Origin of the sequence: Mycobacterium lentiflavum, assembly GCF_022374895.2 — a bacterium.
Taxonomy (GTDB): Bacteria; Actinomycetota; Actinomycetes; order Mycobacteriales; family Mycobacteriaceae; genus Mycobacterium; species Mycobacterium lentiflavum.
On the sequence record NZ_CP092423.2, the window covers coordinates 1,531,389 to 1,544,903 of the forward strand.

Sequence of the window (13,515 nt, forward strand, 5' to 3'; positions counted from 1 at the left end):
TTATCCGAGTAGGTAGGCCAGCGGGAGTACCAGCAGCAACGAGTCGATCCGATCGAGCAGGCCGCCGAAGCCGGGCAGCCAGCAGCCGGCATCCTTCACCTGGGCCTGCCGCTTAAGCATCGACTCCAGCAGGTCGCCGAAAAGGCCACCGAGGGATACGGCGACAAGCAGCCCGATCGAAATCGTGCCTAGCAGCGAGAGCACGACGAACGCCCCGATGATCGCTCCGACCATCCCGCCAACCGTCTTGTTGGGGCTTAGTGGGGACAACGGACGACGCGCCCAAGCCATGCGGCGCAACCCCTTTCCGCCACACCAGGCGGCGACGTCCGTGGCCGCGACGGCGAAGCACAGTAGATACGCGTCCGGCCACACCATCACGAGGTGTGACAACGACCAGCAGATCCACACCGATCCGAAACCGGCGAAAGCCGTGCGCTTAGCGCCGTGATCGACGTCGCCGCCGAGCACCGACGGGACCGCGCATAGCAACACGACGACCGGCGCGAGCTGCAACAGCGCCGGGCGCCACCAGGCCGCGATCGGGTACAGCACCGCCAACGCCACGAGCAGGTAGGTATCCAGTCGCCGCAGCCTTACCAATCGCGCGTATTCGGTCACCGCGACCACTGCCAGGGCCGCGGCCAACGCGGCGGTGGTGCCGTGGCCGATCCACACCGGGACGCCGACCGCGGGCGCGATCAGCGCCCAGGTGCGCCACTTCTGGATCAGCTCCCGCTTGCGGGAGATCAGGACGACGATGCCGGCCAGGGCCAGTATCGCCACCGTGACCCACAGGAGAAACACGGCCCGGGAGTAGAGGTGGATGTGCAGCGGACCCAGGTCTACGTCCAGCGGCATCCGCCGATCCCGGCGGACGAAGGACAGGTAATTCTCGATGATCGCCATGTCAGGACGCGAGGGCGTAGCGGTCGGGAACGGCGCCCTCGTGCAAGGCCAGCACGTGCGCCCGCAGTTGCGGGGCCGACGTGGTGTGCGGGTCCAGCGGCGCACCCACATGGACGTGCATCGGGGCGGGGGAGTAGCGGCCGTCCTTGGGCAGCACGTCGGCGGTCCCCGTGATCGCGATGGGAACGATAGGCACATCGCAGTCGCGTGCCAATCGTATTGCGCCGGAACGGAACTCGCCGACGGTGCCGTCGGTCGAGCGGGTTCCCTCAGGGTAGATGACGACGGTGCGTCCGGCCTTGAGCGCGGGGCCGGCCGCAGCGAGCAGCGCGGCATAGGTGCCGTCACCAGACCGCCGGACCGGCAGGATCCCCGCGAGTGATGTCGCGACGAAGCGCCGCACGGGCACGTCGAACCAGTAGTCGGCCGCCGCGCCGAACACCGGCCGGGTCGTCGGCGGAAGCGCCGCCAGCAGCACCGCGGTGTCGGCATGCGAGCTGTGGTTTGCCACGACCACGCAACCACCCGTGGTGTTCCAGCGCCCGCTCACTGTCAGTCCACCCGAGGCGGTGCACACGACGCGCCAGAGCCAGTGCCGCAGCACGCTCGGCATCGGGTTCCCGGTCATGCCGCCACTCCGGTGAGGGGTTGCGTGATGAGGTTCAGCGGCTGGGTGATGGTGTTGATCGGTTGCGTGACAGCGTCGAAGTGCTCGACCAAAACGACACGCTGGGACAGCTGGTCGCTCGGGTGGGATTCGCTGCCCCGCTGGGCTTTTAGCTCGCGATGCGCCGCGCGAAGCCGCAGCACCGTGGTGATGAGCGAACCGTTCACGAGCTGCGCCAGTAGTACAGGCATGATGGCCGGAAATGCCGTGGCCAGCACGACGAAAAGGCAGCGTTCCGTTTTGCCCAGCGGGCCGCCGTTGCGGCGAGTTGCTCCCGCAGCCGCAGCGGCCAGCGAGGCGAATGTCGGCAGCGTCGCGGCAAGCGCGGCGACAAGCACCTGAAACACCACCCAGGACAGCCAGTGCAGTCCGGGGCCGTGCTGACGTGCCGCCCATACCGTCAGGCCGGCGAAGGCGAGCAGATCTGCCGTGCGGTCGCCGAGCTCGTTGATGACGAATCCCCACGGCCGGCTCACGCCACGGGCGCGGGCCACGGCGCCGTCGAGGTTGGCTCCGGCCAGCCGCAGCACCATGCACAGCGCCGCGAGGGGCCAGCATCCGAACGCGACCGATACGCCGGCTGCCGCAGCGGCGGTGACGCCGGCGGCGGTGAACACGTCCGGGGAGACCCGCCGCGCCACAGCGGCGTCGACGATGGGTGTCAACCGCTTGGTGAACCATGGCTTGAGCGCGTAGAGGCCAGACATTCGTGATCCCCGGCGCGTCGTCGACGGGGGTGGGGTGTGGGTGGCGACGTTCGTACTGATGGCTGGCTCCCTTCGCGTTGTGCCGTTTCCTGCGCATTTGGCCGCCTCAGCGGCGGCGTGATTGCGACGAGTAGATCGAGCTGGAGCGTCTACCGATCCCAACAACGGTCGACGAGACAGCGGCGCCGGCGTGTAGGAAGATGAAGCGATGCGAGGGGTTATCTTTTTTGCCAGTTTTGCTGCCGTCATCGCCGTTGCTGCACCGGCACAGGCCGATCCGGGGCCGGATACGGACTTTTTGACCGAGCTGAAGAACGCCGGCATCACCTACCAGACGCCGAGCGTCGCCATCGGGGTTGGCAAGGGCGAATGCAAATTAATGGATGAAGGCATGCCCGAGGCCGAGGTCATCAAGGACCTGGAGGAGAGCAATCCCGCATTCAAGGGGGACAGCCCCGTCCAGTTCACCACGATCGCGGTGAAGGCCTACTGCCCCCAACACGCAGGGGAACTGACTACCCAGCCGCCGGCGTCATCGTAAATCGATGGCCTGCGCGTCTCCCCGCAAAGCGACGGGTAGGCGTCTGAAGCCGTGCAAGGTGACCAGCTCGAGTGGTTCGGGCTGCTCGCGCAGGCTCAGGCTGGGGAATCGCTCGAATAGGGTGCGCAGGGCGATCACGCCCTCGATCCGTGCCAAGGCCGCGCCGAGGCAGCCGTGAATTCCTGAGCCGAATGCCACGTGGTCTCGCGCATTGGGTCTGGTGATGTCGAACTGATCGGGCTGGCTGAAAACCCGTGGGTCGCGGTTGGCGCCGCCCATCAGCAACACGAACATCGAGCCGGCGCGGATGTGCGTCCCGGCGATCTCAGCGTCGCGGCGTGCACTGCGCACCAGCATCTGGACCGGGCTTTCGAATCGCAGGATCTCTTCGATCGCCGCCGGCCAGAGCCCCGGGTCGTCGCGCAACAGGGCCAGCTGGTGCGGATGCTGAAGCAACAGGACGATTCCGTTGCCGATCAGGTTCACCGTCGTCTCGAACCCGGCTCCGACCAGAAGCGCGGCGTTGGCGGCGAATTCACGGTGGGTCAGTTCGCCGCCGGCGGCCACGCGGCCGAACGGGTCGTCGCGCGAGTCACCGTCACGTGCCCGCTGGATGAATTGGGCGGCGTAGCTGTCGACCTCCTGCAGACGCTCTACGGCGTGCCGAAACGTCGTCCAGCTGGTGCCGAAATCCAAAAGCGGGGCCAAGCCGTAGCCCCATTCGCGCACCTGCGGGCGCGCATCGGCTGGTAACCCCAGGATCTCGGTGATCACGGCGACCGGCAGTTCCGTCGCGAAGTCGGCCACCAGGTCGGGCCGCGGGTTGCGCTCCAACGCGTCCAGCAGTTCCGCCGTGATCTCTTCGACTCGCGTGCCGAGTCGGTCGATGGCTCGTGGTGTGAAGCTCTGCGCGAACAAGCGCCGATAGCGAGTGTGTTCCGGCGGATTGGACATCACCATCGCGGGGCGCTCCACCGGATTGGGCAGCCCCGGATCAGTGCGCTCCAGCAGTGCCGGAAATGGTTGTGGCAGAGGCGCATTCACGATGTTTGTGACCCCGAAGCGGTCATCGCGCAACACCGTCCGGCAGATTTCGTGGTCGGCGCTCACCCACACGAAGGGCCGGCGCACCAGACGGCCCTGTTGCCTGATGTCCTCGACCAGGCGATACATCTCGTCTCCACGGGCGCGGCCCAGCAGAAACCGAGCCAAGGGTTGTCCGCGGCGGGCCTGCACCGCCAAGAACGCGCGCGGCGCACCGTACCTCGCCATCCAGCGAATCCAGATGCTCGTCCGGATAACGATCCTCCTTGTGCGGCGGCGACGGCGTGGCCGGAACATATCACCGGGGTTCCGGTCACGCGCGGTTCAGGTAATTGATAGGCGCGACATAACCATTGCCCACGGTACGGCAGCGCTGGCCCGACCCGTGGCCGAGGACATTCGGCTATCACGCGGATCTTCCACGCGTGCACCGCGGTCGCGCCGATCTGCCAGTACGTCGCTATGTGGTTTCGTCTTCTAACAGGCGCTAGTAGCGCATGCGAAATCGCGCTTCAGATGTGCTCTACCCCAACCCTTTTTGGTGCTGATATGACGGGCGCTTGCGCGCAGATGTCGTTGGGCCCGGGAGGTCGTTAGGGTCCGCTGCCCACCAAGCTGCTGTTCTGCGGGCAGTAGGCGTGGACCGAGGTGGTCACATACGCTTCGGCATGGCTACCGAGCGCGGGGTTGCTCGACCGGAAGTCCGCGATGATCTGCTGCACCGTCATGCCCAGCCGGATGTTCTCGCACACCATCTTGCCGTTGTAGATGGCGGCATCCGGATTGGCGAAGGAGATTCCCTGGTCGTTGAGGTCCTGAACGTACTTATTGTCCTGACCGGGTGTCGAGACAATCGACGACGGCGCGGCGGTCGGCGCCGTTCCCGGAGCCGGGGCCGCTTTGGATGTCGGGGCGGCGGTCGGTGCGGGCGCTGCGGCCGTGGGATGCGAGGTCAGCAGCGCACGCCCAAGGACGATCGCACCGGCGACCACCAGCCCGGCCGCGAGCACGGCGGCGGCGATACGCCAGGTAGCACTCCATGATTGACGCGGATTCGCCGCGTCGCTAGGGGCATCGGCGTCGTCATCGTCGCGAGACCACGCCAGCCCGGCCGAGTTCGCCGAAGTGGACGCCTCGGGTTCCGCGGCAGTAGGCGCCGCAACCGTCTCGCCACCGTTGAGCTCGGCAGTCTTGTCGGTAGCTGGTCCCGGCTCGGACATGACGGCCATGGTACGGGCCGCGAACGACGAGTCGGGGTGTTAGTCGGGCGCCCGCGTGCCGAGCAGTGCACGCACCATCGGGCGGGGTCCCTCGGACCGAAGCAGGTAACTGGCCGGTCGCGGCCGCACCTTCAACGGCCACCAGAACCAGCGTCGCAGCAGCGCGGCAATCGATGGCGTCATGAACGCGCGCACGATCAGGGTGTCGAACAGTAGACCCAAACCGATCGTGGTCCCGATTTGGCCGATCACCGTCAGGTCGCTGACCACCATGGAGGCCATCGTGACGGCGAATACCAGGCCCGCGGCCGTGACGACCTTTCCGGTACCGCCCATCGCCCGAATAATGCCGGTGTTGATACCGGCGCCGACTTCTTCTTTCATTCGCGAGACGAGCAACAGGTTGTAATCGGACCCGACCGCCAACAGAATGATGACCGACATCGGCAACACGAGCCATTCCAACCCGAGCCCGATAATGTGCTGCCAGAGCAGCACGGACAATCCGATGGACGCCCCCAGCGAAGTCACCACGGTACCCACGATCACCATCGCAGCCACGAAACTCCGCGTGATCATCAGCATGATCGCGAAAATCAGGCAGAGCGAAGCAATTCCGGCGATCATCAGGTCGTATCGAGAACCGTCATGCAGGTCTTTGTACGTCGCAGAGACGCCGCCGACGTAAATGCTGGTGTTCTCCAGCGGGGTCGACTTCAGGGCCTCCTCGGCCGCGGTCTTAATCGCTTGGACGCGCGCGATGCCTTCGGGAGTTGCGGGATCGCCCCGGTCCGAAATGGTCATGCGTGCTGCTTTTCCATCCGGTGACATGAACAGTCCCATGACGCGCTGGAAGGTGGGGTTCCCGAAAACCTCCGGCGGGAGGTAGAACGTGTCGTCGTTTTTGGCCGCGTCGAAAGCCTCGCCCATCTCGGTCGAGATATTGCCCTGAGAGTCCGCCTGGCCGATGACCCCGCTCATGGTCGAATGCATGGTCAGCATCATGGTGCGCATGCTTCTCATGGTTTCGATCTGAATCGGAAGCTCGGCGGCCAGTTTCGGCATCAGCACATCGATCTTGTCGATGTTCACCACCAGTTCGCCCAGCTTGTCGTTGATCTCGTCGATACCGTCGAACGAATCGAAAAGCGACCTGATCGCGAAGCACACGGGAATGTCATAGCAGTGTTTTTCCCAGTAGAAGTAGCTGCGGATCGGCCTCAGGAAATCCTCGAAGTTCGATATCTGATCCCGTAGTTCGCCGGTGATGGTCTGAACGTCATGCGTTTTGCCGGCCAGGTCGTGGGTAACGGCGTTGAGCTGCAGAATCAGGTGATACAGCGTGGTCGTGATCCCGATCGTTTTGTTCAGCTCATCGGCCTGCGTGAGCATGTCGTTCATGCGAGCTTTTTGATATTCCATGTTGACCAGCTGGCTCGCGTTCATGACGCCGAACCTGAACGGAATCGTCGTATGGGCCATCGCGGTTCCCGAGGGCCGGGTGACTGATTGCACCCTGGAGACGCCCGGAACCGCGAGCACACCCTTGGCCAGTCGCTCCAATATCAGAAAATCGGACGGGTTGCGCATATCGTGATCGGCTTCGATCAATACGAATTCGGGCAACATCCGGCCGAGCGGGAAGTGTCGATTCGCGGCCGCGTAACCCTGGTTGGTCGGAAGGTCTTCAGGCAGATACACCCGGTCGTGGTAGTTGGTCGTGTACCCGGGCAGGGCGAGCAATCCGACGAGAGTGACCGCGCACGCCGCGGCGAAAATGGGCCCCGGCCAGCGGACGACCGCCGTGCCGATCCGTCGCCAGCGTCGGTCAGAGATCCTTCGGTGCGGCTCCAACAGGCCGAATCGGCCACCGATCGCGAGAACCGCCGGAACCAGCGTGAGCGCGATCGCCACCGCAACGAGCATGCCTATCGCGCAGGGAATACCGATCGTTTGGAAGTACGGCATTCGGGTGAAGCTGAGGCAGAAAACCGAGCCGGCGATCGTCAAACCGGAAGCCAAGACAACCTTCGCCGTGCTGCGGTAGGTCGTGTAGAAGGCCGCTTCCACATCGTCACCGGCCTGGCGGGCCTCTTGATACCGGCCGACGAAGAATATGCCGTAGTCGGTTCCGGCGGCCAGTGCGAGAGTGATCAGCAGATTGACGGCGAAAGTGGAAAGGCTGATGGCGCCGATATTGCCAAAAAATGCGACGATTTGGCGCGCCACCTGCAGTTCTATTCCGACCATCAGCAACAGCAGAATGACGGTGGTGAGCGACCGATAGACCATCAGCAGCATCAGGAAGATCACCGCCAGGCTCACCAGGGTGACCTTGAGGATTGTCTTCTGACCACTGTGATTCAGGTCCGAAATGAGCGGTGCCGGGCCGGTGACGTAAACCTTGACCCCGGGCGGTGGAGGAACCCGGTTGACGAGGTCGCGGACGGCGTCCGCTGATTCGTTCGCCAGGCTGGTGCCCTGGTTACCGGCCAGCTTGAGCTGTACGTACGCGGCCTTACCGTCCTCACTTTGCGCACCGCTGGCCGTGACCGGATTTCCCCACAGGTCCTGAATATGCTGAATATGCTCCGGTTCGCTTTCCAATTGCTTGAGCAACTGGTTGTAGTAATGGTGAGCATCGTCGCGCAGTGGCTGCTGACTCTCCAGGACGATCATCGCCAAGGCGTCGGAATTGGACTCCTTGAAGTCCTGGCCCAGGCGCTGCATGGCCTGGATTGACGGCGCATCTCTGGGGCTCAGCGACACCGCCCGCTGTTGCTCCACCTTCTCGAGCGAGGGGACGGCCATCGTCACGATGACGGTCAGGGCCAGCCACGCCAAGACGATGGGCACAGACAACACATGGATCGTCCGTGCGACGAAGGGCGTGCGGCGTTCGCCGGCCACGCGTGGATCGCTCATGCGGCCCTCGGGCAGCAGAAGTTGTCGGCGTTCACATCAGGCGTGGTCCCCCATGACCACCCCGTCCACCCCGGTGCGCCAGCAGCTGCTGTCACTATTGCTCGTCTCCTCTGGTGATGCGATCGACCCGCCGCGAGAGCAGGTGACTTCCAGGCAAGGCTTCCAAAGTCTCTCACTGATGCATCGGTGGCGACAGGAAACCTATTACAGGTGACGGTAGCGGCCCACCGACCCGGGCGCTCGCCGGGGCGATGAGCTGCGGTAACGGGTTCGATTTCGCGCATCAGATGGCGGTGCCCCTGATGGGCAAGTAAGTTCGCGAGGGGGTTAATCGGGCAGTTTCAGCGCGGAATTTCGCGCGAGGACGGGTGTCAATGCATTGGGCGATCACGGGCGCGACCGGTTTTCTCGGGATTCACATCCTGGGTGAACTCCTCCGCGGGGACGAAACGTTCACCCTGCTGACCCGGCCGCAGTCGGATCCCATCACGCGCATCAGCAAGGCCCTGCCGCTGGCGGTCATCGACGGGCGGCTGTGGACGGAGGAGGAGCTGCGCGACCGGCTCACCGTCGTGCCGGTGGACCTCACCGCGCCCCAACTGGGGTTATCCGATGACCGATTCCAGGAACTTGCCGACCGTGCTGATGCGATCTTGCACTGCGCCGGCAGCATCGAGCTGGACGCCGACCTTGCTGACCTTCGCCTGACCAACGTCGGTGGAACCACCCGGATCCTCGAACTCGCCGAGGCCGGGGCGCGGGAGCCGGACCTGTTCCACGTATCGACCGCGTTTGTCGCCGGGAAGCGGCGCTCGGGTCTGATCTACGAGACCGAGCTAAGCGGCGACCACGGCTTCGAGAACAACTACGAGCAGTCCAAATTCGAGTCCGAATCGCTGGTGCGGGACTGGGCGCACCGCACCGGACGCCGGGTAGTGGTGCTGCGGCCGAGCGCCCTGATCGTCGATCGCCCACCACATCCGGACTTCCCGCTGCATCCGCTCTCCTTTCTGTCGACGTCGGCGGACAGCGGCATGCGCCTGTTCTCGGTCTCCGGGCGGCCGATGCGCACCAAAATGTCGATCAGGCTCAGCGGCGACCCCAACGGTCATCTGAACTACATGCCAGCCGACGAGGCCGCCGACGAGATGGTCCGGCTGATGCGGCTGGCTCCCGAAGGCCTGAATACCTACCACGTCGTCCACCACCAGGACGTTGCGGTGCAGACGTTGGTGGACCTGTTCAATGCGCTCTCACCGATTCCCCTCACGCTGGTCGAGGGTCCGATCGAGGACCCGAATCTGCTGGAACGGCGGTTGCGGTGGGCCAGCGGATTCTTTCCCTACCTTGCGCACAGCCGGACGTACGACACGAGCGGTACGCGAGCGGTCATTGGCGAGCCGCATCGCCGCACCATCGTCGACTTCGACTATCTGCTGGGCAGCGTGGGACGGTACAAGCGCTACCTCACGTTCAAACCCGAGAAGCACGAACCTCGGGAGTCGGCGTCGACGGTCGCACCATTGGTCTCGGTCGAGGGTCCATTCGATGTCAGTGCCCGTAGCGCTGACGCGCCTCGCCCGGTGCGAGGGCTGATATTCATCGTCACGGTGGGACGAAGCGGATCGACCGCGCTGTCGAGAATCCTCACCGCTCACCCAGATGTGCTCAGCCTCAACGAGTTCTACCTATCGGTGCGCACGTCGTCGGCGGCCGACCAGGAGCTGTCGGGCGAGCAATTCTGGCGGATGCTCGCCGAACCCCACCCGATCTTCGACTCGATGGTCCGGGGTGGTTCGGCCATGCCGGAATTCATCTATCCGCGATTGCGGGGAACCCGTTTCGACGCGAGCACAACCGGGATCCCCGCGATTTCGATGATGACCCTGCCGCATCTGTCGTCGGACCCCGACGGAGTGTTCGATGCCCTTGCCGCGGAGGTTCCGACGTGGCCGGAGCAGACGCCGCGACTGCATTATGATCGGCTATTCGCTTGGCTTGCAAGGCATTTCGGCGGGACCGTCGTAGTGGAGCGCTCGGCCATGTCGTTGAGTAGTGTCCCGTGGCTGCGCGAGACGTTCCCGGACGCGAAGTTCGTGCACCTGTACCGCAACGGTCCGGATACGGCGGTCTCGATGAGTGAGCACACCGGATTTCGCTTGATGGCGCTGATTCAAGATGCGCTGGAGCTGCTCGATCTCGACCCGGAGCGTCGACACCCCGGCCTGCGGCTGGATCCGACGGCGATACCGATCGAGCTCGCGTCCCTGGTCGGTGACACCTGCGAGGTTGACACCTTGATGGGCCAGAACCTGCCCATCACCCGCTTCGGCCGGATGTGGAGCGAGCTGATCGTCACCGGTGAATCCGAGCTCGCCGGCCTGCCCGCAGACCGCTACCTCCCGTTGTCTTACGCGGACCTGGTCGCTGACACCCGCTCGTCGCTGGTGCGGTTGGCGAGTTTCCTCGAGGTCGAGGCGGATCCGAAGTGGCTGGAGCTCGGCACCGGCGTTATCGACCCGAAGTTCACCGGCGCCTCTGCTCGGTTGTCCGCCGACGAGCTGCAGGCAGTCATCGAAAGCTGTGCTCCCGGCGCGGCCTGCCTTGCCAAGCACGCCGTTGGTGCCGGAGCGGACGGGGTTATCGCGGCCCGCTGAGACAGGGATAGGCTGCGGCCATGCCGATCGATCGTGCCGCGCTCGTCGCGGGCAGTATCCGACTCGCCTCAGGCGTTCATTTTCTCGTCGATCCCCTCGGTGCGAACAAGCTCTGGGGCGACCCCGGGGAGCCGCCCCCGGCGGCGCGACTGCTGCTGCGATCGATGGGTTACCGCGACGCTTTGATCGGCGGACTGCTGTTGTCGGCGGCGTTGCGCGGCAAGAACACTCGCGGCTGGTTCCTGGCATCCGGGGGCGCCGACGCGGCGGATCTGCTGGGCGGGCTCAGTGTCCACAACGAGCTCAAGCGCTCACAGCAGCTGATCGGCCTCGGCGGCGCCGTCGTCGGAATCGGCGTCGGGTTGTGGGGCGCGGCGCGGCCCGGGCCTAAATCGGTGGAGGATCCGGCGGGCTGAGCCCCGGCATTGCGTTGGCGGCTCGAACCCGCGACCAACTGTCCCGTTCGCGCTCGGTCATGTCGTTTGATGTGATCGCACCGAAACAGGCGGCATCGCGGGTGAACCGCTCGGCCGCGTCGGGCAAGGCGTCGGGGCCCTCTAGACGGAAACAGCTCGGCGCCAGCGGACCGAACAGCAGCGCGCGGCGCAGCTGCGGCCAGTTATTCAGGTCGGGCTCGACCCCGGCGGCTCGGGCGAAGGTCATCGCCGCGAGGTCCATCCGGGTTTTCTGCGGCGTTCCTCGATTGGCGCGATACGCATCGATCGCTGACCGTTGGTCGCCGGCGCTGATTGGCGGGACCGCGCCGCCCCATGTATACGCGATCCACCTGGCCTGAAGTTCCAGCGGCACGAAGTATCCGCCTGACTGGTCCCACAGACCCATGAACGCCAGGCCGGGAAGGTCGGGATGAAAGGTGTAGCGGTCGGCATCCATGTGCACCGCGTCCAGGTCGAGGATCGCCCGGATGTCGTCACTGAGGAACGGCAGACACAGTCGGTAGCCGGTGCCGAACACGATTCCGTCGAAGTCCTCGGCACGCTCGTCGACGAAGGTGACGGTTGGGCCAGCGACAGATTTCATCCACGGGCGCACGGAGATTCGGCCCTCCGCCACGAGAGGCAGGTAGTGCTGACTCAGCGTCACACCGGCCACGGACAACGAGGGATCGGGCGCGGGCGCGCCGTACTGATCCGGGCTGCCCGCGGCGCCGACGACGATCTGCTTGAGGAATTGGTCGACGTCGGCCGGGGTGAGAGCCTCGGTTGCCAGGGCGCCGTACCGGGTATAGAGCCTGTTGTCGGACGGGACTCCGGCAGCGAACTTCGGCGCGATGTAACGTTGCCGCCGCTGAGTTACGACGACGCGTGCCGCGCCCAATTCAGCGACTTCTGAGGCGATTTCCAGGGCACTGATCGCGCAACCCGCGACCAGAACTCGCTTGCCGCGATACGTCAATCCGCCCCGGTAGTGATAAGTGGAGATGGCTCCCGCCGAGCCGGAGAAGGTCTCGAGTCCCGGCACGGCGGGGATGGCGGGGGCATGAAATCGTCCGCTGGCTACCACAATTCGGTCAAAACTTTCGTCGGTGCCAGCGTGGGTCACGATCCAGCCGACTCCGTTCCTCCTGACCAGTTCGACCCGGGTGCTTAGCCGGATGCGCGGCGTGAGCCCGAACGTGTGGGCGTAGCGGTGCAGGTAGTCGAGAACCTCGCGGTTGGACAGGTAGACGTGGTCGGTCGTGTGATCGAGGTCGCTGAAGGCCGTGACGGTGCGGCTGCTGTTGGTGTGCATGCTCGGCCACACACCACTACGGCCATCGAGGGCCGTCCATTGCCCGCCCAGCATTGGGCCTTGCTCGAAGATGGTCGGCTCAAATCCCTGCTGCGCCAGCCAACGCGCGGCGACCAGTCCGCTCGGTCCGGCGCCGATCACCGCAACGTTTTCCGTCATCGGAGAAACTGTCGCACGAGTGCGGCCCACCCGGGATCTGATCCGATGACATGCGAGCGTCCATGCGGTTGACTAGTAACGGTCAGTCGGGAAGGGAGCAAGACGTGGGGTTCGGTGTCCTGACTTTTGTGACCGACGAGGGAATCGGCCCCGTCGAGCTGGCCGGCGCACTCGAGGAGCGGGGCTTTGAGTCGCTGTATTTGGCCGAGCACTCGCACATCCCGGTCGACCCGCAAACCCCGTACCCGAGCGGTGGCCCGATTCCGCGAAAGTATTACCGCACGCTGGATCCGTTTGTGGCGCTGACGGCAGCGGCAGTCGCGACCCGGAATCTGCTGTTGGGCACCGGAATCGCGCTGGTGGTGCAACGCGATCCGATTCACACGGCCAAAGAAGTCGCATCGCTTGATCTGGTGTCGCAGGGGCGCGTCCGCTTCGGCGTCGGTGTGGGCTGGCTGCGCGAAGAGATTGCGAACCACGGCGTCGACCCCTCCGTGCGCGGCCGCGTCGTCGACGAACGACTGGACGCAATGATCCAAATCTGGACGCAGGAGAAAGCGGAATACCATGGAAAATTCGTCGACTTCGACCCGATCTACAGCTGGCCCAAGCCGATTCAGCAACCGTATCCGCCGCTATACCTGGGCGGGGGACCGGCGGGCTTCAAGCGGATGGCCCGGCTCAATGCGGGCTGGCTCTCGATGACGCCGTCCGCTAAGGAGCTCGCGCCCCAGCTCGACCAGTTGCGTGAGGTGGCGGGCCAGGACGTACCGATCGTCCACTTCCACGGCGGTGAGCCCACCGCGAAAGAGTTAGCCGGCTGCCGCGATCTCGGATTGGAGCACATCTTGCTGGACCTGCCCACCGCGCCGCGAGACGAGACGCTTCGGCTGTTGGATGGGCTGCGGGCCGAGATCGCCAAGCTAGCGTAAAG

11 protein-coding genes and 1 pseudogene are annotated in these 13,515 nt (G+C 64.9%); 5 read left to right on the forward strand and 7 right to left on the reverse strand.

The window, feature by feature from the left end:
* From MJO58_RS07440 to MJO58_RS07450, 3 genes are read right to left on the reverse strand one after another with little or no spacing between them, the layout of a single operon-like run.
* A complete protein-coding gene (locus tag MJO58_RS07440; protein ID WP_239722454.1) occupies positions 1–909 on the reverse strand; it encodes a phosphatidate cytidylyltransferase in 909 nt (302 codons plus the stop codon).
* A 1-nt stretch (position 910) separates the two neighbouring features.
* A complete protein-coding gene (locus MJO58_RS07445) occupies positions 911–1,537 on the reverse strand; it encodes a lysophospholipid acyltransferase family protein (protein ID WP_239722455.1) in 627 nt (208 codons plus the stop codon).
* Complete coding sequence (locus tag MJO58_RS07450; protein ID WP_239722457.1) at positions 1,534–2,283, reverse strand: CDP-alcohol phosphatidyltransferase family protein; 750 nt, start codon at positions 2,281–2,283, stop codon at positions 1,534–1,536. The genes MJO58_RS07445 and MJO58_RS07450 overlap by 4 nt, the downstream gene beginning before the upstream one ends.
* A gap of 208 nt (positions 2,284–2,491) precedes the next feature.
* Between MJO58_RS07450 and MJO58_RS07455 the strand changes: the two genes are divergently transcribed.
* Positions 2,492–2,824: a DUF732 domain-containing protein gene (locus MJO58_RS07455; protein WP_090600957.1), complete on the forward strand. Its 333-nt coding sequence runs from the start codon at positions 2,492–2,494 to the stop codon at positions 2,822–2,824.
* Here MJO58_RS07455 and MJO58_RS07460 read toward each other — a convergent pair.
* Positions 2,816–4,123, reverse strand: a complete 1,308-nt coding sequence (locus MJO58_RS07460; protein ID WP_420845410.1) for a cytochrome P450 — start codon at positions 4,121–4,123, stop codon at positions 2,816–2,818. The two genes, MJO58_RS07455 and MJO58_RS07460, sit on opposite strands and share 9 nt — an antisense overlap.
* Positions 4,124–4,239: 116 nt before the next feature.
* Here MJO58_RS07460 and MJO58_RS07465 point away from each other — a divergent pair.
* Positions 4,240–4,339 (forward strand): annotated as a pseudogene (locus MJO58_RS07465) (PAQR family membrane homeostasis protein TrhA); the annotation flags it as partial.
* Positions 4,340–4,461: 122 nt separating this feature from the next.
* Here the strand turns inward: MJO58_RS07465 and MJO58_RS07470 are convergent.
* Positions 4,462–5,088 (reverse strand): DUF732 domain-containing protein, encoded by a 627-nt coding sequence (locus MJO58_RS07470; RefSeq protein ID WP_239722459.1) that lies wholly within the window; start codon positions 5,086–5,088, stop codon positions 4,462–4,464.
* Between the two features lie 39 nt (positions 5,089–5,127).
* Positions 5,128–8,013 carry an MMPL/RND family transporter gene (locus MJO58_RS07475; protein ID WP_239722460.1) on the reverse strand — a complete coding sequence of 962 codons (2,886 nt, stop codon included), beginning with the start codon at positions 8,011–8,013 and terminating at the stop codon, positions 5,128–5,130.
* Between the two features lie 374 nt (positions 8,014–8,387).
* Between MJO58_RS07475 and MJO58_RS07480 the strand changes: the two genes are divergently transcribed.
* Positions 8,388–10,670 (forward strand): SDR family oxidoreductase, encoded by a 2,283-nt coding sequence (locus MJO58_RS07480; RefSeq protein ID WP_239722462.1) that lies wholly within the window; start codon positions 8,388–8,390, stop codon positions 10,668–10,670.
* A gap of 20 nt (positions 10,671–10,690) precedes the next feature.
* Positions 10,691–11,086: a DUF4267 domain-containing protein gene (locus tag MJO58_RS07485; RefSeq protein ID WP_239722464.1), complete on the forward strand. Its 396-nt coding sequence runs from the start codon at positions 10,691–10,693 to the stop codon at positions 11,084–11,086.
* Here MJO58_RS07485 and MJO58_RS07490 read toward each other — a convergent pair.
* The gene (locus MJO58_RS07490; RefSeq protein WP_239722466.1) at positions 11,058–12,581 is read right to left on the reverse strand and encodes a flavin-containing monooxygenase; all 1,524 of its coding nucleotides are present in this window, start codon (positions 12,579–12,581) and stop codon (positions 11,058–11,060) included. The genes MJO58_RS07485 and MJO58_RS07490 overlap by 29 nt on opposite strands.
* A 104-nt stretch (positions 12,582–12,685) precedes the next feature.
* Between MJO58_RS07490 and MJO58_RS07495 the strand changes: the two genes are divergently transcribed.
* A complete protein-coding gene (locus tag MJO58_RS07495) occupies positions 12,686–13,513 on the forward strand; it encodes an LLM class F420-dependent oxidoreductase (protein WP_239722471.1) in 828 nt (275 codons plus the stop codon).
* Positions 13,514–13,515 lie beyond the last annotated feature (2 nt).